24 protein-coding genes, 4 tRNA genes and 1 pseudogene are annotated in these 25653 nt (G+C 41.4%); 23 read left to right on the top strand and 6 right to left on the bottom strand.

Annotated features, from left to right (window positions below):
• The first annotated feature begins 2 nt into the window (after window positions 1-2).
• Window positions 3-2021, top strand: coding sequence for a hypothetical protein (locus tag A7P55_RS08655; RefSeq protein ID WP_171551825.1), 2019 nt, complete (start codon window positions 3-5; stop codon window positions 2019-2021).
• Window positions 2022-2063: 42 nt separating this feature from the next.
• Here the strand turns inward: A7P55_RS08655 and A7P55_RS08650 are convergent, their stop codons facing one another.
• A complete protein-coding gene (locus tag A7P55_RS08650; protein ID WP_171551824.1) occupies window positions 2064-2612 on the bottom strand; it encodes an NUDIX hydrolase in 549 nt (182 codons plus the stop codon).
• Between the two features lie 121 nt (window positions 2613-2733).
• Between A7P55_RS08650 and A7P55_RS08645 the strand changes: the two genes are divergently transcribed.
• The 7 genes and pseudogenes from A7P55_RS08645 (at window position 2734) to fghA (ending at window position 8824) form a co-directional block, all read left to right on the top strand.
• Complete coding sequence (locus A7P55_RS08645; protein ID WP_171551823.1) at window positions 2734-3348, top strand: CoA pyrophosphatase; 615 nt, start codon at window positions 2734-2736, stop codon at window positions 3346-3348.
• A 23-nt stretch (window positions 3349-3371) separates the two neighbouring features.
• A pseudogene (locus tag A7P55_RS08640) lies at window positions 3372-3898 on the top strand (gamma carbonic anhydrase family protein).
• 131 nt (window positions 3899-4029) lie between these two features.
• Window positions 4030-4728 (top strand): tRNA (adenosine(37)-N6)-threonylcarbamoyltransferase complex dimerization subunit type 1 TsaB, encoded by a 699-nt coding sequence (gene tsaB / locus A7P55_RS08635; protein ID WP_171551822.1) that lies wholly within the window; start codon window positions 4030-4032, stop codon window positions 4726-4728.
• 8 nt (window positions 4729-4736) lie between these two features.
• On the top strand, window positions 4737-5558 hold the full coding sequence (locus A7P55_RS08630) for an undecaprenyl-diphosphate phosphatase (protein ID WP_004655558.1): 822 nt from the start codon (window positions 4737-4739) through the stop codon (window positions 5556-5558).
• Window positions 5558-6367, top strand: coding sequence for a class I SAM-dependent methyltransferase (locus A7P55_RS08625; protein WP_023270757.1), 810 nt, complete (start codon window positions 5558-5560; stop codon window positions 6365-6367). Before A7P55_RS08630 ends, A7P55_RS08625 begins: the two co-directional genes overlap by 1 nt.
• A gap of 203 nt (window positions 6368-6570) precedes the next feature.
• Window positions 6571-8016: a C13 family peptidase gene (locus A7P55_RS08620; protein WP_171551821.1), complete on the top strand. Its 1446-nt coding sequence runs from the start codon at window positions 6571-6573 to the stop codon at window positions 8014-8016.
• Entirely contained in the window at window positions 7985-8824 is an 840-nt protein-coding gene (gene fghA / locus A7P55_RS08615) for an S-formylglutathione hydrolase (protein WP_171551820.1), read from the top strand. The genes A7P55_RS08620 and fghA overlap by 32 nt, the downstream gene beginning before the upstream one ends.
• A gap of 89 nt (window positions 8825-8913) precedes the next feature.
• On the opposite strand, the gene A7P55_RS08610 is transcribed toward fghA, so the two are convergent.
• Window positions 8914-9921, bottom strand: a complete 1008-nt coding sequence (locus A7P55_RS08610) for an OmpA family protein (protein ID WP_171551819.1) — start codon at window positions 9919-9921, stop codon at window positions 8914-8916.
• 127 nt (window positions 9922-10048) lie between these two features.
• Window positions 10049-10324, bottom strand: coding sequence for a DUF2218 domain-containing protein (locus tag A7P55_RS08605; RefSeq protein WP_171551818.1), 276 nt, complete (start codon window positions 10322-10324; stop codon window positions 10049-10051).
• A gap of 181 nt (window positions 10325-10505) precedes the next feature.
• On the opposite strand from A7P55_RS08605, the gene rpe reads away from it, so the two are divergent.
• From rpe to A7P55_RS08535, 14 genes are all read left to right on the top strand, one after another.
• Window positions 10506-11192 carry a ribulose-phosphate 3-epimerase gene (gene rpe / locus A7P55_RS08600; protein ID WP_171551817.1) on the top strand — a complete coding sequence of 229 codons (687 nt, stop codon included), beginning with the start codon at window positions 10506-10508 and terminating at the stop codon, window positions 11190-11192.
• 369 nt (window positions 11193-11561) lie between these two features.
• Entirely contained in the window at window positions 11562-12017 is a 456-nt protein-coding gene (locus tag A7P55_RS08595; protein ID WP_171551816.1) for a hypothetical protein, read from the top strand.
• A gap of 39 nt (window positions 12018-12056) precedes the next feature.
• Window positions 12057-14039 (top strand): multicopper oxidase domain-containing protein, encoded by a 1983-nt coding sequence (locus A7P55_RS08590; protein ID WP_171551815.1) that lies wholly within the window; start codon window positions 12057-12059, stop codon window positions 14037-14039.
• Entirely contained in the window at window positions 14026-14928 is a 903-nt protein-coding gene (locus A7P55_RS08585; RefSeq protein ID WP_171551814.1) for a copper resistance protein B, read from the top strand. Before A7P55_RS08590 ends, A7P55_RS08585 begins: the two co-directional genes overlap by 14 nt.
• An 82-nt stretch (window positions 14929-15010) precedes the next feature.
• A complete protein-coding gene (locus tag A7P55_RS08580; RefSeq protein WP_171551813.1) occupies window positions 15011-15511 on the top strand; it encodes a cobalt transporter in 501 nt (166 codons plus the stop codon).
• A 1-nt stretch (window position 15512) separates the two neighbouring features.
• Window positions 15513-16058 (top strand): hypothetical protein, encoded by a 546-nt coding sequence (locus tag A7P55_RS08575; RefSeq protein ID WP_171551812.1) that lies wholly within the window; start codon window positions 15513-15515, stop codon window positions 16056-16058.
• A 168-nt stretch (window positions 16059-16226) separates the two neighbouring features.
• Window positions 16227-16544 (top strand): multidrug efflux SMR transporter, encoded by a 318-nt coding sequence (locus tag A7P55_RS08570; protein WP_004655532.1) that lies wholly within the window; start codon window positions 16227-16229, stop codon window positions 16542-16544.
• A 17-nt stretch (window positions 16545-16561) separates the two neighbouring features.
• Complete coding sequence (locus A7P55_RS08565) at window positions 16562-17050, top strand: methylated-DNA--[protein]-cysteine S-methyltransferase (RefSeq protein WP_171551811.1); 489 nt, start codon at window positions 16562-16564, stop codon at window positions 17048-17050.
• A 347-nt stretch (window positions 17051-17397) separates the two neighbouring features.
• The gene (gene argJ, locus A7P55_RS08560; protein WP_171551810.1) at window positions 17398-18618 is read left to right on the top strand and encodes a bifunctional glutamate N-acetyltransferase/amino-acid acetyltransferase ArgJ; all 1221 of its coding nucleotides are present in this window, start codon (window positions 17398-17400) and stop codon (window positions 18616-18618) included.
• Window positions 18619-18761: 143 nt separating this feature from the next.
• Window positions 18762-19826: a quinolinate synthase NadA gene (nadA, locus tag A7P55_RS08555; protein ID WP_004655525.1), complete on the top strand. Its 1065-nt coding sequence runs from the start codon at window positions 18762-18764 to the stop codon at window positions 19824-19826.
• 143 nt (window positions 19827-19969) lie between these two features.
• A tRNA-Pro gene (locus A7P55_RS08550) sits at window positions 19970-20046 on the top strand.
• Between the two features lie 68 nt (window positions 20047-20114).
• A tRNA-Arg gene (locus A7P55_RS08545) sits at window positions 20115-20191 on the top strand.
• Between the two features lie 36 nt (window positions 20192-20227).
• Window positions 20228-20303: transfer RNA gene (locus tag A7P55_RS08540), tRNA-His, on the top strand.
• A gap of 4 nt (window positions 20304-20307) precedes the next feature.
• A tRNA-Pro gene (locus A7P55_RS08535) sits at window positions 20308-20384 on the top strand.
• Between the two features lie 1060 nt (window positions 20385-21444).
• On the opposite strand, the gene A7P55_RS08530 is transcribed toward A7P55_RS08535, so the two are convergent.
• Window positions 21445-22089, bottom strand: coding sequence for a T6SS effector amidase Tae4 family protein (locus A7P55_RS08530; RefSeq protein WP_171551809.1), 645 nt, complete (start codon window positions 22087-22089; stop codon window positions 21445-21447).
• On the bottom strand, window positions 22079-22609 hold the full coding sequence (locus A7P55_RS08525; RefSeq protein WP_171551808.1) for a PAAR domain-containing protein: 531 nt from the start codon (window positions 22607-22609) through the stop codon (window positions 22079-22081). The genes A7P55_RS08530 and A7P55_RS08525 overlap by 11 nt, the downstream gene beginning before the upstream one ends.
• Before the next feature lie 400 nt (window positions 22610-23009).
• Here A7P55_RS08525 and A7P55_RS08520 point away from each other — a divergent pair, with 400 nt between their 5' ends.
• Window positions 23010-24614 (top strand): choline dehydrogenase, encoded by a 1605-nt coding sequence (locus A7P55_RS08520; RefSeq protein ID WP_171551807.1) that lies wholly within the window; start codon window positions 23010-23012, stop codon window positions 24612-24614.
• Between the two features lie 33 nt (window positions 24615-24647).
• Here A7P55_RS08520 and A7P55_RS08515 read toward each other — a convergent pair whose 3' ends face one another.
• Complete coding sequence (locus A7P55_RS08515) at window positions 24648-25415, bottom strand: NUDIX domain-containing protein (RefSeq protein ID WP_171551806.1); 768 nt, start codon at window positions 25413-25415, stop codon at window positions 24648-24650.
• Window positions 25416-25653: the final 238 nt, after the last annotated feature.

Genomic DNA, 25653 nt, shown 5'->3' with positions numbered 1-25653 from the left:
CAATGATGAATAAAAAAATATTATTGCCATTTGCTTTTTCAACGTTGGCTATTTTTTTACATGGTTGTGGTAGTGAAAGTACTAAAATCAATGAGGATCCAACCAAAGGAGTAACAGGTGTTACTTCTAATACCAGCTGTAATGTGACGGCGGATGATTGTCTGCAGTTTGTATTAGATTATCCCGTTGCAGGTCTAAATTTTGATTGTAGTAGTGACAAGGTCAATCACTTTGCTACAAAGCTAGATAGCAATATTGTTACAGGCGCATGTAAATTAGGAGATACCATAACTTTCTATTTACAAGGTGCTGACAGCCCGCGGAAAATTAGTTTAGGTACAATTCAGTTAGATAAAATCACCAAAATCAAAGTGGCAGCAGTACCTACACGTATTCGTATCGTTGATCTGGCGTCGGGTTTAACGGGGCAAACACCGGCCAGTTTAAGTATGAGTGATAATACGATCAGAGTCGCAATGGCTTTGGTTAAAATTTTCCAGAGTCAGAGTATTACAAATGATCTAAATATTATCGGTGATATACAACCAATTGAGTTCACCACGGAAAAGAAAAATACGCTTGCTGCGATCAGTCGTGATATTGGGAGTACTGAATTAAGCAGTGGGGCATATGCCGAAATTTTAAAACCATGGTTGGATGTTAGTAAAGTCAATGATGATCAAGCATTTGCTGTAGTTACCCAGCTACTCAATTTAAGTAATATGGGCGTATGGTATGCAGAACTTCCACTTTTTAAAGCAGGCAGCAATGGTACAACTGTTGAAGTACCCAACGAGGGGAGTGGTGTAGCCCCAGATGGTTTTTTCGGATGTAATAGAGAGCTGTATAAGGACTGTTTCAATATCGGAGAGGATAAAGGTGCTAGTTTACGACACATGATGGGACGTTTTGAATTGCTGACAGATCGTCAAGGATATATCATTGGTCAAGGTCAACAATGGCGAGGTAGCCCCGTTATTACCAATAGTATTGTATCTCCACCAATGGTATTACTTACAAATACTAAACCTGATAAGTTGCAAGTCAATGCACAGAAAGATTGGTTTAATATAATTAGTCAAGAAGTTAATCAAAGTCAGCCTTTACATTTTACATTAAATAATAATTCAGCCGAAGATGTGCTAATAACACAAGGTAAATTCATTAATGGAACCAATATTGCTAGTACAGAAGCAGTTTATCGACAATTGACGAAAGCTAAATCTACAGATCCATTTAACAATGCAAAAGATTTAGGTTTATGGCAGCAGAGTATTGCTGGCGTAAATTATAAAGGCGTGACTGATGTCTATAGGCTTAACCCAGCCAGTTATTTACCAAAAGATGTTTTTACTACAGAAGCTAATGTTCGATCTGGACAGCGCTATGCATTCCCATTATATGCAACTTTAACCTTTAAATTTCAGGACGCGAGTATCTCACCAGTAGATTTAGGGATTGTGATTGATGAACATGGCGATATTCGAACTGATATTAAAAAGGATGCAACAGCAACAGATATGTCTGGGAGTTGTGCTAAAGCAGAACCACAAGCAGATGGTTCATATATTGATGAGTATGGTGTAGCACAATATCGAGTGGGTACGACAGGTGGAGCACTTTATTCAGCCAATGATAAGTCGATTACAGTTCGTATGATTTTTGCAAATCCAAAATTTGGCGCAATTGATGGCGTGTTACTTGGTTTAAATTTTACCTCCTTAGATGGTCAGACGAATATCAGTGGTGCGAAAATTAATGTGCATAATTTATTAAATGGACAAGCGACAGGGATTAACTTAACCAACTTTGCAAATAATACAGTTTCTTGGTTGAATAATTCTGCGCTATATCTCACAACGTATATTAATATCTATGATAAAGAAGGAACAGATAAGAGCAAGTTTATTGAACCAACGGCTCAGGAACGTGCATTTGCAAAAGGGTACCAAGGAACTGCAAGTATCCGTATTGCAGACCAAAGAATACCAGCATGTAATGCAATTAAAGTGAAATCTTAATATATATCAATAAAAAAGACCGCAATTGCGGTCTTTTTTATTTTAACCCGTATGGTCAAGTCGTGTTCCCAGCGTTTCTAAATGGGTTGGAAAAAGCCCTGTTTTACGATCAGAAAAATAATGTCGAAGTGTCTGTTCTACACTCGGAAATGCCAGTTCTGTCCAAGGGATTTCATGTTCTTCAAACAAACGGCATTCGATACTCTCTTCGCCAGCACCAAATAAACCTTGCTTTAATTGTGCTTTGAATAGGACATAGATTTGACCAATACGTGGAATATTGTACATACAATATAGTTGTTCAATCTCAACTTCAGCTTCGGCTTCTTCGCGAGTTTCTCTTGCAGCGCCTTGCTCCATGGTTTCAAAGAGTTCCATATAACCAGCAGGTAAAGTCCATAAACCATAACGTGGTTCAATTGCGCGACGACATAGCAAAACTTTATCGTCCCAAAGCGCTAAAGCACCACAAATCACTTTGGGATTTTCATAGTGAATGTTGCCACAGTGAGTGCAGACAAGTCGTGATTTATGATCACCTACTGGAATTTTTGCTTCAGTTTGATGTCCACACGCAACGCAAAAGCTCATAATTATCATCAGCCGTAGAGATAGCTCAGCATAACTGAATTTTGAGGACTTCGCATCATGATCTATGATTGCAGTTAAAATTTCAGCTATGATGCTGAGTAAGGAAAAAGAGAACAAAGAGATGAGTCATATGGAAGAACCATCGTTAATACAGCTTTTACAACAACGGTTGCGTTTTTCCAAACGAATCCAGCAGGCGGATGCTGCGGTTTTGATTGCAATTACCCAAGAAATTCAACCGAAAGTTCTACTGACACGCCGTTCAATGCAACTGTCTCAACATGCGGGAGAGGTGTCTTTTCCCGGTGGAAAACGTGATCCAAGTGATACCAGTAATATTGTGGTTGCATTACGTGAGGCACAGGAAGAAACTGCCCTAAATCCATTTGATGTTAAACTTTTGGGTGATTTACCGATTCAGCGTGCGCGAAGTGGTCTCTCGGTTAAACCCATTGTGGGCTTAATACCAGCTCAAGTCGATTTAATCGCTCAACCTACAGAAATTGATCGAATTTTCTTTGCACCTTTACAAGCGTTGATGGATGCTCCGCCTTTGCCTTATGAAGTCCGATTGGCACGGCAGTCGCTTTATTTTCCTAGTATGCAGGTGGAAAGCGAAGTTGTGTGGGGACTTACGGCTCGCATGTTAATTTCTTTATTTCAATATGGATTGGGCTATCAAAAGAATTGGCCATTCTTGGTGAATCCGCCTCATTTTGGTTTATCTAAATTCTAATTTTTTAAGAGTTATTGATCATGATGTATACCTATCAGGGATTGAGCCCAAAAGCTTTACATGAACCTTGGGATGGTTGGGTTGCACCCACGGCGACCGTGATTGGTCAGGCTGAATTAGGACGTCAGGTCAGCATTTGGTTTGGAGCTGTGGTTCGTGCCGATAATTGTGTGATTCGGATTGGTAATTTCTCTAATATTCAGGAAAATGCAGTATTACATACTGATGCAGGCATTGAATTGAATGTGGGTGAATATGTCACGATTGGGCATAAGGTGATGTTGCATGGTTGTACGATTGGTGATAATTCCTTAATTGGTATGAATGCTGTAATTCTCAATCATGCAGTGATTGCAAGAATTGTATTATTGGAGCCAATGCATTGATTCCTGAAGGGAAAGTGATTCCTGATAATTCAGTCGTGATGGGATCACCAGGTAAAGTAGTGAAAACGCTGGATGAGCAGGGAGCTGCCCGATTACGTTTAAGTGCATTGCATTATGCAGAACATTATAAAAATTTCTTAAATTTAGAGCCGTTCCAGTTTTAATCATTTCAGTGTAATCAGCCAAGCTTATGCTTGGCTTTTTTATGGCGATAAAAAGACAATAACTCGCCTATCGTGTTTGAGTGGAGTATGATACTCGACGTTTTTTATCTCTTTTTCTCTAAGGTTTTTGCATGAAGTTGCTTGCATTGGAAACTGCAAATGAGCAGTGTTCTGTTTCATTAATTGATGATACTCAAGAACTCTATTTTCAATTGGATGAGCGAACCAAGGCACAAACTCAAACTATTTTACCTTTAACTGAACAAGCCCTGTTGCAAACCAATACGCAATTGGCTGACTTAGGCGCGATTGCTTTTAGTCGTGGCCCAGGTTCATTCAGTGGTGTGCGGATTAATGCGGCGGTAGCACAGGCCTTAGCATGGTCACAAGATTTACCTGTTATTCCTGTTTCGAGTTTACAGGCTTTGGCACAGGCGGCTTATCGTCTTAATGGTCTAAAACAAGTGACGGCTGTTCTTGATGCACGTATGCAAGAAGTCTACATTGCCAATTTTAGTCTGGATGAGCAGGGCATCATGCAGGCCATTGATGATGAGAAATTGTTAAGTTATGAGCAGGCCACAGCATATTGTCAATTTACAGCGATTGGTTCGGGTTCAGAATTAATTAAGCCAACTGCGATAGACTCGGAAGTGGCTTCCAGTCAGCACACGTCAAATGTCAACATCAAGGCAACGGCGCAGGATATTGCGAGCATCGCTCGAGTCTATGCGGCGCAGCAAAAATGGGTGGATGCTGAACACGCATTGCCTGTGTATTTACGTGATGATGCTTGGAAAAAAATTCCCGAACAAGGCAAAGCGAACTAAGGTTAATTATGGATCTTTTATTGCTATTTAAAGCAGCGATCATGGGGTTGGTAGAAGGGATTACTGAATTTCTACCAATTTCAAGTACAGGACATTTGATTTTAACCGGTCAACTGTTGGATTTCTGGACGGTTGAAAAACGAGATATGTTTGCGGTGGCTGTACAGATTGGTGCAATTGCAGCCGTGATCTATGAATATTGGGGTAAGTTGTGGGGCGCACTGATTGGCGCACTCACAGGACAAGAGCAAGGTCGCCGCCTAAGCCTGAATCTGATTATTGCCTCGATTCCAATTGTGATTATTGGTTTGACCTTCGGTGATGTGGTCAAAGCCTATTTGTTTAATGCCATTACCGTTGCGATTGCCTTGATTGTCGGTGGTTTTATTATTTTATGGGCGGAACGTCGCCCACATCAGATCGTGACTCAAGAAGTTGATGATTTGAGTTTTAAGCAAGCGACTTTAATTGGTTTGATTCAGTGTTTGGCTTTGATTCCAGGAACGTCTCGTTCAGGCTCGACTATTATTGGCTCATTATTCTTAGGCGTATCACGTAAAGCTGCAGCAGAGTTTTCCTTCTTTTTAGGGATTCCAGTGCTGATGGGTGCAGGCTTACTGGATATGTACAAGATGCGTCATGAGTTGCATAGCAATGATATGGCCGTGTTAGGCGTAGGAATCATTGTTGCCTTTGTTTCTGCTTTGGTGGTGATTCGCGCTTTGATTCGTTATGTATCCAAGCATGACTTCACTGCATTTGCTTATTATCGCATTATCTTTGGTTTGTTTATTCTTGCAACATGGTGGACAGGTTGGGTGCATTGGTAATGCAAATCGGGTGTTGGTATCAAACGGAATATGAACAGTCGTTTCAACAACTGCACACGCATTTGGCTGAACTGAATGTGCAGCTCAACGGGCAGGCGGTTGAAAAGGTGAATGCACGTTTTTTACGTTTGAATCCTGACATGGCATTGGTTTTGGATGAGGATGGACTTAGTCTTGCTGCCAATGGCATGAAAATGCAGCCGGATTGGCGTGCAGAAATTCCTCGCCTAAAAAGAGCCAGCCTGAAATCTGAAATGATTGCCAGAGCCTGTCAGTTGGGTGAAAAGCCAACCTTAATTGATGCCACTGCGGGTTTAGGTCATGACAGTTTACTCATGGCCTACCTCGGTGCGAATGTTCGTTTGATTGAACGTCATCCGATTCTGTTTGTGTTATTGGAATACAGCAAAGCCAAAGCCGAACAAGATCCATTTTTGCAAAGCTTTATGCAACGGATCGAGCTGATTTATGCAGATTCCAATACCTATTTACAGCAATTGGGGCAGCAAGGTGAACAGGTGGATGTGGTGTATTTAGATCCAATGTTCCCGCAGCGTGATCAGAATCAGCAAGCCGTAAAAAAACAGGCGCAAGTCAAAAAACAAATGCAATTGTTGCATATGTTGTTGCCTGAGGATGGCGAGATGGATTTAGGCGATCAACTGCTGGATCTGGCGCAAAAAATTGCCAAACGTGTCATTGTGAAGCGTCCACGCCATGCAGTTTATCTGGCAGATCAAACGCCTGATCATCAATGGCTTGGTGATGCTTGCCGTTTTGATGCCTATTTTCCAAAAGGTCAAATTTGAATCAGAATTGAATGATTGTTTGGCTTGCGTCAATGCTCGGTAAAGATTTGTGATATAGTGCAAAAGCATGATTGCTAAAAAATTCTTGTCGAGCTTACACTACAGTCACGCATCGCGTCTTTTAGGAAAAGTACTGCGCATTCAATCATTAGAATGGCATATTTTCAGTTTAGGCTTGAAAAGAGAAACTCCCGAAGAATTTTATGATCGACCTCAAACCCTCTATTAATATCTGGCATGATTTTAAAAGTAACCAAATTGCTGGAATGTGGTTGTTCCTCGGGTCACGTCGTTCCTTGCAGGTCGTTCATCCCTCGATTACCCAGCTGATTATTTGGGGTATTTTAGGGGGCTGTACCAACTCTTTATATAGCTGGTTGGTGGCTGGACAAGTCGGAGAGTTTAATGCTCAAGGTCTGATTGGTTATGCACTTTGGCCGTTTATTGCTCTGATTGTTGGTATTTTCCTGTCACAACGCATGAACCAGCCGCGTCTGATGTTGGTACCTGCCTTGTTATGGCTCGTATTGGATACCAATATTCTATTGTTGCAATGCGCCATTCAGTATTTGGGTTCAAACGGCTATCTTAACTTTATCCCTGACAGTATTTATAACGGATTCTTACCACCTTTATTTGTTGGCCTCTTTGTTTGGCAAAGTTTGGCAGTGATCTGGGTTTTTTCACGTGCCTTGAATTGGCCTTGGTGGGAACGTGCCTTGGTGTTTGTGGCAACCATTGCCACCATGGTGGTTTGGCAACTTTCAGTGAAAGATCAGCCGATTTGGAAAGTCGAGGCAACACCACCAAGTTTTGCAGAAGATGCTTTTTATGCGCAAAGTCATTTGTTAGATAAAGCGCTGGATCAGATTCAATATGGAGATATCGCCAAAAGCCATTGGTATTTTATGGGGGTGGCTGGTGATAGCTATGTGGATGTATTTAAATCTGAAATTGAGCGCATAAGAGAGCAATTTGACACCCGTTTTGGCACTTTTGGGCGCTCGATTATGCTGATTAATAATCCAGCAACACGCTTGGACGTCCCAATAGCCTCTAAGACCAGTATGGAATTGGCTTTACGCCGTATTGGCCAGCAAATGAATCGTGATAGCGATGTGCTGTTTCTTTATATGACTTCACACGGCGAACGCAATCATTTTGAAATTGAAAATGCGCCTTTGGATTTAGATCAAGTTGATCCAAAATGGTTAAGAGAGACATTGGATAAATCGGGCATTCGCTGGCGTGTCATTGTGATTTCTGCTTGTTATTCAGGTAGCTTTATTCCGGCGCTACAGTCACCTGATACTTTAATTATTACCGCATCTGCTGCAGATAAAACCTCGTTTGGTTGCAACAATGAAGCGGATTATACTTATTTTGGTCGAGCATTCTTTGATTTGGCGATGCGCGAACAATACTCAATGAAAACTGCATTTGAGCAAGCCAAGCAAACTGTGACCAAATGGGAAATAGCACAGGGTGTAGAACCTTCTGAGCCACAGTGGGCGATTGGCCGCAATATGGAACTGATGTTGCCACAGCTTGAGCCCTATTTATTTCCAACGCAAAATATCGCTTCAACAGATATAACCAAAACACAGGATGATGAACATGCAGCTACTGCAAAAAAACCGCTGTTTTGAGGGTGAACAACGTATTTATCAGCTGGAGTCGCAACATTTAAAGGGAAGCAGCAAAGTGGGCGTTTATTTGCCTCCTGCTGCTTTGGCAGGTAAGCCTTGTTCAGCTTTGTTTTATCTTGCAGGACTGACCTGTACCGAAGAAACCTTTGCCATCAAAGCACATGCACAACGGATGGCTGCTCGATTAAGTCTGATTTTGATTACGCCCGATACTTCTCCGCGTGGAGATAATGTCGCTCAAGGCGATCATTGGGATATTGGGCAAGGGGCTGGTTTTTATATCAATGCAACCCAACAGCCTTGGGCAGCGCATTATCAAATGGAGTCTTATCTGGTTGATGAACTGTATGCGCATGTCTTGCAAGATTTTCCGGTGATTGAGAACCAAATTGGTATTTTTGGGCACTCAATGGGTGGGCATGGTGCCTTGACCTTGGCCTTTAAATATCCCGAACAATTTAAATCAGTTTCAGCTTTTGCGCCGATTTGTGCGCCGAGTCTCTGTCCTTGGGGTGAAAAAGCATTCAGCCAATATTTAGGTGCAGACCAACAACAATGGCTCGCACATGATGCGACAGCGTTGGTGCAGGAAAAGGGCAGTGTGTTTGATGAAATTTTAATTGATCAAGGTTTGGATGATCAGTTCTATGCGCAATTGAATCCTGAAAAGTTCAAGCAAGCTTGTCTGGATGCAGGGCAACACCTGACTTTACGCCAGCACAAAGGCTATGATCACGGCTATTATTTCATTCAAAGTTTTATCGATGATCATTTACAGTTTCATGCGATTCAATTAGAAAAAAATTAACAACCAAAAGGTTCTGCTTAGGGGCTGTTGTTTGAGTCAATAACATAAGGCATAGCTGAAATGCCAACAGCCCCTAATTTGTTAGCGCATTATAATTTTACTAATTCGACTCTTCTGTTTCTTGCTTTACCTTCTTCACTCTCATTACTGGAAACGGGTTTGCTATCGCCAAAGCCTTGCGCCTTTAAACGGGATGAATCAATCCCTGCATAGGTCAATGTTTTGACAACGGTTTGTGCTCTTGCTTTAGAGAGTTTTAAATTATGTGCTGACTCACCTGAGTTATCGGTATAGCCATTAATTCCAAGTTTTAGAGCGTCATCACTTTTTAATAAGTTCAGTATTTGGGTAATTTGTTCATCTGAGTCTGCTAATAGTGTTGCTTTATCTGTTTCAAAGTTAATCTGTATATCCACTTTATTGTTCTGATCCAAAGCTGCTTTTAACTGATTTGCCGAAAGTGCTTGTGCGGTTATTTGTACTGGTCGGGTTTCTAAGACCAATAATCCCGCTGATAGTCCGCTTTGAGTGATTTGAAACCAGATATCTCGGTGATTTTGATGAATCACATAGCTTTGTGTCGGATTATTATAAATATCTCCTAAGCCCTCTACATAAGCTACGCCATATTTTTCTGAAAGTTGGCTAGCCAGCTCTGTCGGGATTTTACTGTCTGTAATTTTTTTGCCGCCTAAGCTGCTAATAACCGCATCCAAATTACGCTGTAACTCCAAGAAGGAGGCTTGTTTGTTATTTTCTTCAGCATCGATTCGTCCATTAAAAAGCTGACCTTCAACTTTCTCTAATCGATCTCCGACCCAAAACTCCATTTGAGCGAAGTTTTCAGTGGATTGATGAGCAAAATGATAGCCTTTAGGCAATTGAATAAATGGAAAATCTCCAAGTTCAACATTCGAAATCGGAATTTGATCGATACTGAAGCGATCTGTTTTTGTTTGCGCTTCAGCTGATGGATGTTCTGTTGTCGCCGCACTTGTCTCGGCAGCCTCATGCTTTTCTTGTTTTTTACTACAACCGACGGTCGTTAGGCTGATGATTACAGTTATTAAAATGATGGATGAAAGTTTCTTATTCATATGCTTTCCCTATTTAAGGCATACATGATATCCAAAACAAAATACTATTTTTAATTAACTTAATTTAAGCTGACAGATTGAATTGAAAGATTGATCTGCCAGCTAATTGAACACTTTTTTCAATTTTTTAACTATGCTGCCATTCCGCTATAAATTCCTGTTGCGCCATACGGTTTAAATGATCAATCACCACCTGTTCCAGACGAGCCACATCTTCTTGTTGATTTTCAATCAGTACAGCCAAATGTTGTTCCTGTGGTGTAAGCGTCACAGTGGCAGTCGGCATAAAAATTTTTGAATGGGTTTCGGTTTCCAAGACTTCAAATTTATGTTTCCAATGGTTGAGTAAACGCTTACTGATTCGTTTCCCTTCAGTGGTTGTGATTTGAGTCGTACTGTTCATGTTTTAGATATCCTGTTATTTCACTTCATACCATAGCAAAGCTGAGAAAAGATAAAAATAGTGCAGATGCAACGTGGTGTTGCAAGTTTGCAATGCCCTAATAATGACTTTGTAACAGACTTAAGTCTGTTAAATTTGCTATAATCCATGCATCATTTTCTTAGCGTTTGCCAGGTCATCCATGTCCAAGCCTTATTTAATTGCACCTTCGATTTTATCTGCTGATTTTGCACGTTTAGGTGAAGACGTAGAAAAAGTTTTAGCTGCAGGTGCAGACGTTGTACATTTTGATGTGATGGATAACCACTATGTACCTAACCTGACTTTTGGTGCTGGTATTTGTAAGGCACTGAAAAATTATGGCATCAAAGCGCCGATTGATGTGCATCTGATGGTTTCTCCTGTTGATCGTATGATCGGTGATTTCTTGGAAGCCGGTGCAGACATTATTACCTTTCATCCGGAAGCAACCGATCATATTGATCGCTCGTTGCAGTTGATTAAGGCTGGTGGTGCCAAGGCAGGTTTGGTTTTCAATCCTGCAACGCCGTTGCACTATCTTGATTATGTATTGGATAAAGTCGATCAAATTTTATTGATGAGTGTAAACCCTGGTTTTGGTGGGCAAAAATTCATTCCAATGACGTTGGAAAAGCTTCGTCAAGCGCGTCAAATTATTGATGCCAGTGGCCGTGATATCCGTTTAGAAGTGGATGGTGGTGTAGGGCCAGCCAATATTCGTGAAATCGCGGAAGCGGGTGCAGATATGTTTGTTGCAGGCTCAGCGATTTTTGGTCAGCCAGACTATAAAACCGTGATTGATCAAATGCGTGCAGAATTGGCACAAGTTGGTGCAAAAGAAGTTTAGTATTTTCATTCTATTATTCACATAAACCTGTGGATAACTTTGTTTATAACTCGGTGGATAACCGTGTTGATAAGCAGGTGGATAAGATGTTGTTAAAATAAACAAAATGATTTCAGTTGTTTATATTCACAACAAAATGATGAAAAAAGGACAGTTTTCTGTCCTTTTTTTGTGCATTAACTTATTCATTTTGCTTTATTTTTGTCCATGCTTGTTGGGATGCCGTTTAGCTTGATAAAACAGCAGTTTGCAGCACGATTTGGCTAGAATTATCGAAATTCAAACATAAAGATGATTGTGTATAACTGCAAAAGAACTTATCCTAGGCAGAGTCAAATCTTTTTTGATGATTGAAACAAGGAACATTAAGTGCAACTTCTTAAGCGATACAAACGTGTGTGGTTTGTATTCCTGATGATATTTTTCATCGGGGGAAGTGGCGTGGCTATGGCTGCTGTTCAAGCGATTCAATCCGATCAAAATACCTCAGCTTCAATTCCAGCCATGGCATGTCATGATCAGCAAATGATGGATCAACATCATCATATGCCAAGTTCGAAAAGTGACTTACTGAGTTCAGCACAATGCCATGATGGAAAAATGCATAGCGATCAACATTGTCTGGACTGCAATAGTACCTCACATTGTCAAAGTATAAATCTGGGTTTGGATCAAAACAGCCCAAGTTTAGCATCTTCACCGTTTTTAGAGCTCAGCACACGTACCAATACGGACTATCAAGCTCGACACCTTGCTGGTTATTGGCAAGAGATTTTACGTCCTCCTAAAGCCTGGTCTGCCTTTACAGGCTCTTTCTATTCATGAAAAGAGCAATTTGAAAAGTTAACAGATTAGGAAATTATCATGTCTTCAAAACTATACGCTGGTGTTGTTGCTAGCTTAAGTCTACTGTTTGCGCCTTATACTTTGGCTGCAATTAAAGAATATCATCTGAACATTAATGAAGGGACAGTGAATGTCACTGGCAAACCCGTCAAACGCATTACTGTAAACGGTAAATTTATCGCCCCGCTATTAGAGTTTGAAGAGGGCGATGAAGCAGTGATTCATGTGCATAACCAACTCAAAAATCAAGATACCTCTTTGCATTGGCATGGACTGCTGTTGCCTGGGCTGATGGATGGCGTGCCTGGTTTTAATGGTTTCCAAGGGATCAAGCCAAATGGCAGTTTTGAGTATCGCTTTAAAGTCCGTCAAAACGGAACCTATTGGTATCACGCGCATAGCAAAGGCCAGGAACAAGACGGTTTATATGGCGCGTTGGTGATTTATCCAAAAGGCAAGCAACCTGTTGCTGCACATGAAAAAGCACAGCGGGATTATGTGGTGATGTTGTCGGATTTCCATGAAACGGAAAGTGACAAGATCATGGCAAATTTGAAAAAGTCTGCTGAATACTATCAAAACCATCGTGAAACACTGGGTGATGTCTGGAAACAAGTTAAAACGCAGGGTTTGAAAGCCACGTGGCAAGATCGTTCCGCATGGAATCAGATGCGTATGGCCAAAACTGACATGGGCGATGTAGACGGCTATACCTTCTTGGTCAATGGTCAGACTCCACAACAAAACTGGACCGGTGCTTTTAACGCGGGTGAAAAAGTACGTTTACGTTTTATCAATGCTTCAGCAATGTCTTTCTTTGATGTGCGTATTCCCAACTTAAAAATGACCGTGGTCAGTGCTGATGGTCAGCCAGTCAAACCTGTTCCTGTGGATGAGTTCCGTATCGGTACAGCTGAAACCTATGACGTACTGGTCGAACCAAAACAGGCCCATTATCAAATCGAAGCGGAATCGATTGATCGTACTGGCTTTGCTATTGCTTCATTACACAATGACATGACACCCAATACTCTAGCAGTTCAAATCCCTAAAGCGCGACCACGTGCCTTGTTGACCATGGAAGATATGGGCATGGATCATGGTTCACATGGTTCACATGGTTCACATGGTTCACATGGTCAGATGGATATGGGCAAAATGAATCATGGTTCAGATCAGCCAATGAATATGGCCAATATGGATCATAGTCAGCATCAGATGCCACAAGATCAGGTGAAGACAGCAACAACTTCTCAGCCCGCTATGGATCACAGTGCACATGCTCAAATGGATATGAGCAATATGGACCATAGCCAGCACCAGATGCCACAAGATCAGGTGAAGACAGCAACAACTTCGCAGCCCGCTATGGATCACAGTGCACATGCTCAAATGAATATGAGCAATATGGATCATAGCCAGCATCAATCAGCTACAACTGCTGAAGCATCAAACACGGATACTGTACAAGGTTGGGCCAATGCGGTAACGCCTGCGGGGCATAAGGCGTTAAGTTATGCAGATTTACAATCCTTAAATCCACAGCCTGAGAACTATAGTCGTCCAGCAGAACGTGAAGTGGTGATTCGTTTGGGCGGTACCATGGAGCGTTATATCTGGACTATTGATGGCAAGAAATTTAGCGATCCTGACTTTAAACCTTTAACCGTGCGTTATGGCGAGCGTATCCGACTCAAATTTGTCAATGAAAGTATGATGGCGCATCCGATGCATTTGCATGGCATGTTTATGCAGCTGGAAAATGGTCAAGCACCACAGGATATGCCAAATAAACATACCTTGGTTGTACCACCGGGCAAGACGGTTACGGCTTTACTGACTGCGGATGAAATTGGAGAGTGGGCGATCCATTGCCACCTGTTGTATCACATGAGTGCGGGCATGATGAGTAAGTTGATTGTCGCTAATGTAGACGGAAGTACAGCTGCACCAGCAACCCCTGTTCAATCTTCTCAAGGAGCAAGCCATGCACATCACTAAGCAATCTTCTAAGATGAAACGTTATACGCAATTATTGGCGATGGGTGGATTGGTCTCTTCTTTAAGTACATTCACTTTTGCACATGAAGGACATGATCATTCAATGCAAATGGATATGCCTGCACAGCAGAATATGCCCATGAGCGCTTCTGCTGCTATGGATCATTCGCAACATCAAAACTCAACTATTCCTCCACAGGCGCAAAATAAAGATGAACATGCGGGCCATTATAAGGAGCATGGTGGGCAAATTTATCAGGCGACACAGTTAGATACGCAATGGATGTTGGATGAAGATGGGCAGGGCACACTCAAATCCAAGTTAAAAACTTGGGTGGGAACTGATGAAAATAAATTATTTATCCTTGCTGATTATGCCAAAGCTGAGTCAGAAAAATCGGAGCAAAGTCTGGCTGCGCTATACAGTCGGAATATTGCAGATTTCTGGGATGTGCAAGCTGGGGTAAATTATCGCTATAACCCTGAACGTGAGGTGGATAAGGAACAATTTGAGGGTGTTGTCGGTTTTCACGGCATGGCGCAGTATTTCTTCGAAACCGATGCACATCTGTATGTCGGACAAGACCAACAATGGCGCTTTGTGTTGGAAACAGAACGAGATTTGTTGCTGACTCAAAAGTTGATTCTGCAACCATATCTGGAAATGGAATGGGTACTGCGAGATGAATCCAAGTATGCTGCTAAAACAGGGCTTGCCGATGCTGAAGTGGGGGTTAAAACCCGCTATGAAATCGTCAAGAATCGAGTGATGCCTTTTATCGATGTTGGCTATGGTTATAGCAAAGGGCGTAAGGAAACCAACTGGCAAACCGCCAGTGACTCCAAAACAGGTTGGGTCTATGGTGCTGGTCTGTCGCTAAAGTTCTGATATTTTGTTTAAAATGTCATTTTTTCAAGATACTGTTGGTTTATACTGACAGTATCTTTTTTGAGTCATTCATGGTGCATAAATGGCTTTAGAACAACAAGACAATCCAATAATAGATAAACTAAACGCGTCGACTAACTTGAGAGAAAAATCTCAACGTGTGTCGGCTTCTCAGCTTGAGTTGATTCCTGCCGATGGCAGTATGAATGTGAGTTTTTACTATATCCCTCATATGAGTAGTGCTGTAGAAGAGCAGCGCGTAAGAAAAGCATTACTGCCTTTTTCAGATCAACTCATTGAACACTGTATTGATTTAGAAGCACGCCATTTAGCCCTCTATCATCAGGACCCGATTGCTGAGGTGACTGCCGCATTACAGCGCTTGAATCTTGGTGCGGAATTACAGCAAACCATGCCGCATTATGAACCGATGGAACTGGCGACCTCTAAATCACAAGTCGCTCAGAATAAAGATCAGCAGCAAGATGAAAATATCTTAAGCCTGATTCAACAGTTCTTTTCAACTGCTTTAGCGCGATTAAAGCAATGGATAAAAGCTTTAAGCAATAAACAGGATCAATAACATGCCGAGATGGATGTATGGCTTGCTAGTGATTGCACTCGGCTGGATGCTGTGGACAAAATGGATTAAACCGACACCTGATATCAGTCAGATTACGACTCAGCAAGGGGTACAAGTTGTGGCTTTAGAAAATTATGAAGGCTCATTTCGTGTACTGTCGAGAGAAGACTATCATTTAGGGCGTGAAGCTGAGTTTTCTCCTATGGATATTGCCGTAGGCTGGGGGGAAATGGCCAATCCTCAGGTCTACAAACAGCTTGATATTTCTCAAAGTAACCGCTGGTATCGTTGGTCTATTGATCAGGAACCCCCAATCCCACTGCGGCAGATTGCAACACATAGTGCCAATATGCATTTGGTCCCCGCCAATGCCGCAATTGCAGCACAAATGAAAAAAATTAAACAAGATGATTTGGTGTATTTAAAGGGTTCTTTGATTGAGATTCAGACCCAAGAAGGTTGGCGTTGGAAAAGCTCTTTATCTCGAGAGGATACGGGTAATGGTGCATGTGAGTTGATGCGGGTTGATCAGATTATCTGGCAGTAATGCATTTTAATAGAACGCTTATCTTTTCAATGTCTTAGTGATTTTAGATACATAACAAATTACATAATTTTCATGTTTTACAGTACACTGCTGCACCTAGGAGGACGACCTCCCTCGAAAAAATCACGTTGGGACGACCCGACAATCGATAAAGTTGAGCGTAATAAAATGGCATGGGCAATTTTAATTTTGGCAGGTATTTTTGAAGTCATTTGGGCATATTCCATGAAGATGTCTGAAGGATTTACCAAGTTAACGCCAAGTATCGTGACCATTGTTTTCATGATTTTAAGTGTGGTATTACTTTCCATGTCGATGCGGACACTTCCACTTGGAACGGCTTATACCATTTGGACGGGAATTGGGGCAATTGGATCATTTGTTGTTGGTATTTTGATCTTGAATGAACCAATGACGGCTATGCGTATGATCGCAGCGGTATTAATCGTTTCAGGTCTTGTATTGATGAAGTTATCATCAAATTAATGCTTTAGGAGAGCGTGATGCAACTGGTGTATATGTACATGGATTCTCCTGTGGGTGCATTAAAGCTGGTTGCTCATGATCAGGCACTGGTCGCCGTGATGTGGGACAATGAAGACCATAAACGGGTGCGACTGTCTGAATTAGTTGAAGATCATCAGCATCCAATGCTGCATAGGGTTAAACAACAATTAGAACAGTATTTTGCAGGGCAGCGTCAGCAATTTGATTTGCCTTTGGACTTTCAAGGTACCGCATTTCAGCAACAGGTTTGGCAGGCTTTATTGACCATTCCTTTTGGAGAAACGCGTAGTTATAAAGACATTGCTATTCAGTTAGGGAATGAAAAAGCGGTACGTGCTGTTGGAGCCGCCAATGGTAAAAATCCGATTTCGATTATTGCGCCGTGTCATCGGGTGATTGGGTCGAGTGGGGCGCTGGTGGGTTTTGCGGGTGGTTTGGATAAGAAGCAGATTTTACTGAGTTTGGAACAAAGTAAATCTACTTAGTTCATGGATAAAAACTCGATTTTTCTGATTATTTAGCATAAGCTTTTAAGGCAAGGTTTGGTATATAAACCTTAGTAGATTTTTGATACGTGGGAACGTCACTCGCAACCTGCCCGATTTAAAGAAGATGCAAATATTGTATTGATGATTGAAATTAGATAGATGCAAGAAATGAACAGGTTTTGCGGGTGACAAATGGTTTTGCCTACTTTTCCCGAAAGAAAAGTAGGTCGAGCCGAAGGCTTACTCAGAAATGGGATGAAAGTTCAATAAGACTCCGATGAAATAAATCTCCTAATTAAATATCAAACTAATATCTTTAAAGCTCAATTAATGGAAGTTTAAAAATGGCTGTTGGTGACGTAACAATGCCACTTATGCATGTGGTGCAGGGTGTAAAAATTGGCTCAACTGAGGCGTATGTACGTTATCCAAATCGACGAGATTTAGTCATTTTTGAATTGGCCGAAGGCTCAAACGTTGCTGGAGTATTTACTCAAAGCGCTTTTGCGGCTGCACCTGTTCAATTGAGTAAAAAGCATTTGGCCGAGAACACACCACGTTACCTGATCATCAACACGGGTAATGCCAATGCTGCAACAGGCACAGTCGGTTATAAAAATGCAGAAGCCACTTGTGCCAAGTTGGCTGAGTTAACTGGTGTTCAAGCCAATCAGATTTTACCATTTTCAACTGGTGTGATTGGTGAGCAACTCCCGATTGAACGTTTAGTACAAGGTATTCAACCTGCATTAAATGATTTAAATGCGGATCGCTGGGCGGACGCGGCATCAGGCATCATGACCACCGATACCACACCAAAAGGTGCATCTGAACAGTTTGAGCTGGATGGTGTGAGCTATACCATGACGGGAATCAGCAAAGGCGCTGGCATGATTCGTCCGAATATGGCGACTATGTTGAGCTTCGTTGCAACCGATGCGCCGATTCGTGCTGAATTGGTACAGCGGTTATTGCAAACTACGGTTGAGCATTCTTTTAACCGCATTACCATTGATGGTGATACCTCGACCAATGACTCTTGTATCTTTGTGGCGACAGGTTTAGCTGGTGGTGCTGAAATTCAGAGCCAAGACGATGCACGTTATCAACAAGTGCTCGATGTGCTTGCACGTATCATGAATCGTTTGGCGCAATTAATTGTGCGTGATGGTGAAGGGGCGACCAAATTCATTACCGTTCAGGTGGAAGGCGGCGCCAATACCCAAGAATGTTGTGATGTTGCTTATAGTGTTGCTGAGTCGCCACTTATTAAAACAGCTTTATTTGCCTCAGATCCAAACTGGGGTCGTATTGTGATGGCGATTGGTAAGGCGGGTGTACCAAACCTAGATAGCAGCAAAGTTCAAGTCTGGCTGGGTGATGTACAGATTTGCCTAGATGGTGGTGCAAACCCAGACTATACCGAAGCAGCGGGCGCAGCCGTCATGGCTGAGAAAGAAATTAGCATTCGTATTGACCTCGGTCGTGGTATAGCAAAAGATACGGTTTATACCTGTGACTTTTCTTACGACTATGTCAAAATTAATGCCGATTATCGCTCATAAATTTGCGTTATAATAAAGCCTCCACAGTGGGGCTTTTTTTATAAGCTAGTTTGTGGATGAGGTGATTTTTCCCAAATGATCACGCCATTACCCACGTTAAAAGTTTGCAGTAATGCAAGCACGCAGGATAGAGAAGACGTTTTATGAATGATGCGAATTTAATTGCGAACGAAGCCAAAAATATTGTGCAGGCGCATTTAGATCGTTTGGGCGAGCCAAAGGACAATAGCCTTAGCCCAGAAGTGAAACAAGAAAAGTTTGCCCAAATTGCAGCCGAGTTGAAAAAGCGCAATGCAGTGCTTGTGGCTCACTATTACTGTGATCCTGAAGTGCAGGAGCTTGCCGAACTGACAGGTGGCTGTGTTTCTGATTCATTGGAAATGGCACGTTTTGGTCGTGATCATCCTGCAACAACCCTTGTGGTGGCAGGCGTAAAGTTTATGGGCGAAACCTCAAAAATCTTATCACCTGAAAAAACAGTGTTGATGCCAACTTTAGAAGCTACCTGTTCACTCGATTTGGGTTGTCCTGTGGATGAGTTCACAGCATTCTGCGATCAGCATCCTGATCATACCGTGGTGGTGTATGCCAATACTTCAGCGGCTGTGAAAGCGCGTGCCGATTGGGTGGTGACATCAAGTTGTGCGGTTGAGATCATTGAACATTTAGATAGTTTGGGTGAAAAAATTATTTGGGCACCAGATCAGCATTTAGGTCGCTATATTCAAAAGAAAACCGGCGCTGAAATGTTGTTGTGGGATGGTGCATGTATCGTGCATGAAGAATTCCGTGCGCGTGGTATTGCGCAGATGAAAGCGCTCTATCCAGATGCAGCGGTATTGGTTCATCCTGAATCACCTGAATCGGTGGTGGATATTGCAGATGCAGTGGGAAGTACCTCGCAACTGATCAAAGCTGCACAGACCTTGCCGCATAAACAAATGATCGTGGCAACAGATCGCGGTATTTTCTACAAAATGCAGCAAGCAGCGCCAGATAAGGAATTATTTGAAGCACCAACTGCAGGTGAGGGGGCGACTTGTCGTTCATGTGCACATTGCCCGTGGATGGCAATGAATGAACTTGATGGCATTTTGCATGTATTACAGCATGCTGATCAAGAAATACACGTCGATCCAGCCCTAGCTGAACGGGCGAAATTACCCTTAGATCGAATGTTGAACTTTAGTGCTTCTTTGAAACGCTAAAATGTCTGAAAATGCTTGTTAAATATACATTTGATAAGGATTTATTAGTTTTTTGGAAAATAGGTGTTGACGTTCTAAGGCGTCGCGCCTAGAATGCACACCGTACCGCACGATGTGCGATACAATAAAAGCTGAAAAGAAATCGGAGCATAGCACAGCCTGGTAGTGCACCTGGTTTGGGACCAGGGGGTCGTAGGTTCGAATCCTACTGCTCCGACCATTTAAAATATGTTGAAAAACATAGTTTTAAATATCGGCGAAGTATCGTGATAGTATTATCATCGTTATGCGCCTGTAGCTCAGTTGGATAGAGCATCCGCCTTCTAAGCGGATGGTCACAGGTTCGAATCCTGTCAGGCGCGCCATTTGGCAGCTTGGTATATAGAATCAAAGTTTTGATGGTGGATGTAGCTCAGTTGGTAGAGCCCCGGATTGTGATTCCGGTTGTCGCGGGTTCGAATCCCGTCATTCACCCCAATTTCGGAGCATAGCACAGCCTGGTAGTGCACCTGGTTTGGGACCAGGGGGTCGTAGGTTCGAATCCTACTGCTCCGACCATCATCTTAAAAGATGAGATAAAATACCGCTAAGTTAGCGGTTTTTTTACGTCTGGATTTCTTGAGTTTAATAACTTAAATTGAGTCCGTAGCCGTAGGTCGAGGCGTACCAAGAAAGAAAAATTAATAAAAGAATAATTAAAATAATAAAGGAAGAAATTGTTTTATAACCAACTTTTCTTAAAGAGAATAAGTATCCGATGATTCCTCCTGAAAAGAGGCTTGTCCAAGTAAATGTTCTTGCCATTATTAGAAAATCAGCACTACATCCTTCTCGACATCTCGATTGACCTGTATAAATTAAACTAAAAAAGTGAGGTACAATAAAAATGATTATTGCAACTAAAGAAATCCCAGCTAGAACCCACAAAGTATGTTTCATTACTTTACCTCGAAAAGAAACTCCTATTTATATTTTTAAATTTAATAACTTAAGTTGAGACCGTAGCCATAGGTCGAGGCGTACCACATTAAAAATATATGCGTAAGAAAAAATAAACTGAAATAAAGAACTAAAATTAATTTCTTGATTTTTTGAATCGCGTAGTAATAACTTAATGTTATTGTTATGAGTATTACTCCCCAAAACCAATATTTGAGTATTGAAATAAACTGGGTACTGCATCCTTCTTTGCAGGGGATTTTTCCTGTAACAAAAACAAATGGGTCATATGAAAACTGCATAATTGCTAAAATAAATATTACCCCTACAATTGGGTATAGAATTTTTTTTATCATTTTAACTCAAAATTAATAACTTAGGTTTTTCCCATATCCATAATCTAGGCCGTACCAAGTTATTGCGATCCAGATTATCGAAAGAAAAATTATTATAGTTAGTAGGATTTTATTGGGTAATTTATTGGAACTTTTTAAGTATCCTAGAATACCACCAATCACAATGGAAAATAGAAGGAACCATCTGCTGAAACTGATATATGCTAAGCTACAACCCTCTGCACAAGTTTTTCTACCAATAATAGCTAAATAAAAATTAGGTATTGTATATATCAATAATATTGTTAGTACAACGCCCAAAATTACATATAAAATTTTACGCATTATTTAACCTCGAAAAATAATATCCTTTTTGCGTTAGCATAATCAGTGTATATATACCCACCAAGCATATTCATTCTATTTATACCAAAAAAGAATCTAGGTACAGTTGTCCAATTACTTGTTAACCTAAAATTATTCCATAGATCTATATGCCCCCCAGAGGCTATGTCTCTAAGTTCTTCTAGTCCATCTCTCTGCCAAAAATCTCCAAAGTAAATAATTCCTGTACGGCCTTTAATTTTTTTCTGCCAATTTTTGCCCGTGATATCCTCCGCTGGGCCAATACCACAAACTGGACGTGTTTGTAACCATTGGGCAAATTCATTTGCTCTTGTTGAGGTGGGTAATCCTTTTAAAAGTAAGCGACCAATAGTTGCTTCATTTTTTTCAGGTTTTATTAGTTTTTCTGAGAAAGAAGTCATTTTTATACCAGTGCGATGAAATGTAACACTCATTCGAATTGCACATTGATTTTCAAACTCGTCAGGTATTTTTCCATTTACAGTATAAGGTGGAGTCTTGTCACCATAGTAATTATCCCATAGTTCTTTAAAGGTAATCGGGACGATTCCCACCATACTACAAGCCGCAACAGAACCTCGTTTGGGATTTGTTTTAACTGTCCCCGATTGATTAACTGGCATCACCACCACGCTTGGTGAGCGCTTCTTCACCTAAATAGAGTTTATAAGAAGCATGCTCCTCAGTTTCAATCCGTGGTAGTTTTCCATCAGCGCCAATTGTGCCTTGATAGATTTTACCCTCAGCTGTTTCGATCAAGTAGGGCATACCTTCGGCAAAACTAAACTCAGCTGCAACTTGCTCATCAAAAACTTGAGGGCTACTGGTATTGAGAAAGTTGCTAACAGCGGATGAACTATTCGCGCCTGCACCAATTCCGTTATCTCTCACCACAAGACTTTGATTCGGGAAAAAGGTTGCACCGCAAGTGGCTTTGTCACCCGCCACAATAATAGTTCTGGTGCCTGCCATTAAAAAGCCTCTGCCTGAAGCTTGGGCTGTGGCCATCACTTGGCATTTAGGGCAATAGTGCCTCATGCCTTCGACGTGTACAGGAATCCCTTCGACGAGAAAGATGTTATCTGCCTCTTGTACTATGCCACCGTGGTCTGTATGACAACCTTTGGTGATGAGTGCCTTCATTATTTTATCCAGTAAATAATATTCAGTTATTTGAAAAATTTGTTTTAATAAAACTAATAAGTGGTTTATTTACTTGGTTTGGCTATTCAAAGTAAAGCGGAATGCAAACATTGTCCTGATGTGTTAAAGAAGTAAGTTTGAAGTGTTGATTGGTGAATCCATTCTGAGTGTTGTGCCAGTTTTAAAAAGACGTGAATGAATATTATTAGGTGACTTATTGGCTTCTGAAAGATTGCTTTTTTATTGCAAGGTTATTGCTTGATTTGACTATTGCGCTTTTATTGCGTTGCAGTTAAGTTGCTCTTAATGAAATAAATTGGTTAGACAACTACAACAGTATTTAAATGTTGTATTCGGCATAATGCTTCCACTTTTTAAAAAGAAAAAACAGAGTATAGAGATGACAGAAACAGCTTTTGATTTTGTAATTATAGGTGGTGGTTCGGCAGGCTCGGTATTGGCTGGGCGATTATCTGAGAACCCAAATATTTCGGTATGTTTATTAGAAGCTGGTGGTGATGGAAATAGTTGGTTGGTGAATACACCTTCCGCAGCGGTGATCAGTATTCCAACTAAAATTAATAACTGGGCTTTAGAAACTATTCCACAAAAAGGTTTAAATGGGCGTAAAGGTTATCAACCTCGTGGAAAATGCTTAGGTGGCAGTTCTGCCATCAATGCGATGGTGTATATCCGTGGACATCATAGCGACTATGACCATTGGGCTGCTTTAGGCAATACGGGATGGTCTTATGACGATGTTTTGCCATATTTTATAAAATCAGAGCATAACGAGCGTATTCGTAATGAATATCATGGTCAACACGGACCATTAAATGTCAGTGAATTGCGTTCGGACAATCCGTATCAGAAAACCTTTGTTGAAGCTGCGAAGCAGGTCAATTATCCACTCAATGATGACTTCAATGGTGTAGAACAAGAAGGACTCGGTGTTTATCAGGTTACACAAAAAAATGGTGAACGCTGGAGCGCAGCGCGTGGTTATCTGTTTCCTTATTTAGGTAAACGCCCGAATCTACATGTGATTACCAAAGCTTTGGTGTCAAAAATTGTGATTGAAAATGGTCGTGCTGTTGGGGTTGAATATAAACACAATGGACAAAGCACGATTGTTCGTGCCAATAAAGAAGTGCTCTTATCTGCGGGTGCATTCCAATCTCCACAAGTCTTGATGTTGTCGGGGATTGGTCCACGCCAAGAACTAGAAAAACACGGTATCCCTGTAATTAAAGATTTGGCGGGTGTGGGTGAAAACCTGCATGATCATCCTGACTTTATTTTTGCTTATAAGACCAAGCAAATGGAAGGAACTTTTGGGGTGTCGGTTGGGGGCAGTATTGATTTAGTCAAACAGATTGGGCGTTATCGTAAAGAACGTCGTGGTTTAATCACCACCAATTATGCTGAATGTGGTGGTTTCTTAAAAAGTCGTCCTGAATTGGATAAGCCGAATCTACAGTTGCATTTTGTGATTGCGGTGGTGGATAACCATGCTCGAACCATGCATATGGGACATGGAATTTCATGCCATGTTTGCTTGTTGAATCCGCGTGCGCGGGGTTCAGTCAAACTCAGTGGTAAAAATGTCGATGATCCATTATTAATCGACTTTAAATTCCTTGAGGATGAGCAAGATCTGCAAGATATGGTTGATGGGTTTAAAGTCACGCAAAAGTTAATGAATGCACCCGCTTTAAGTGAAAAAATTAAAGAAGATATGTTTACAGCCAATGTGCAGACTGATGATGAAATTCGTGAGATTTTACGGCAACGTGTCGACACGGTCTATCACCCTGTTGGTAGTTGTAAAATGGGTGTGGATGAGATGGCGGTGGTCGATCCTGAGCTAAAAGTGTATGGCATTGCAGGACTGCGCGTGGTGGACGCGTCGATTATGCCAACCGTGGTCAATGGCAATACCAATGCACCTGCAATTATGATTGCTGAAAAAGCGGTGGATTTGATTCGTCAAACTTGGAAGTAAGTTCTAAGTTATTGAGGAGCTAAGCTATTTACCTTAGCTCTTTTCATTTTCAGTGCTGTTACGTGGCGTTTCCAGCATACGCGGAAAAGTAAAATTATAATCTTGCAGTGCATAGCGGAACAATTGAGCAGGGCGCTTGCCGACAATTTTTTGCTGTCCCGTTTCTTCAACGGCACCAGCTTCTTGCATACGTCGTCTAAATGATTTTTTTTCTAATCTATGACCTAAAATAATTTCATAAATGGTCTGTAATTCAGTCAGGGTAAATAACTCAGGCATCAGGCTGGCGGGTAAGGCGGTATAACGGGTTTTATTGCCAAGACGTTCAAATGCCAGTTGTAATAGCTGTTGGTGATCAAAGGCTAAATCTAGTTGTAATGCTTGATCGATCGGAAGCCATTGACGGTGTTCGGTGGTGCTGCTTGTTTGAATTTCAAATTGGTCAAAATCAATCAGGGCAAAATATAAAGCGGTAATGGACCAACCACGTGGATCACGATGTTGATTGCCAATGGTTTCGACTTGTTCTAGATAAGGGGAGTGAATCCCTGTTTTTTCATGCAGTTTACGGTGTGCTGTTGCCATTAAATCGGGATCGGTTTTTAAATCGACAAAACCACCCGGTAGCGCCCATTTGCCTTTTTCGGGAAAGTTGGAGCGTTGAATCATTAAGACTTGTAATTGACCTTTTGCTACAGAAAAAATTGCCATATCGACCGTAAACAGAGGCGTGTCATAGTCTGTTTTTTGATAGTGGGCAAGGTATTCCTGTTCGGAGGTATGGATAGTTTCCTTACTCATAGAAATATTAAGAAATCGGAATAAAGTAATATCATAGCGGAGTCTTATTGGGTTCTCATCATATTTTAGGATAAGCCTTCGGCTCGACCTACTTTTGTTTTGGCAAAAGTAGGCAAAACCATTGTCATCCGCAAAACCTGTTCACCACTTGCATCTATTTAATTCTAGTAAAGAGAGTCGTGCAGATATTCTTTTAATACTATGCAGGTTGCGGATGACTTTTCCGAGTATCTAGTCA

The organism is Acinetobacter sp. Ac_5812 (assembly GCF_013072695.1).
GTDB lineage: Bacteria > Pseudomonadota > Gammaproteobacteria > Pseudomonadales > Moraxellaceae > Acinetobacter.
This window is presented reverse-complemented; position numbering and strand designations above follow the sequence as displayed.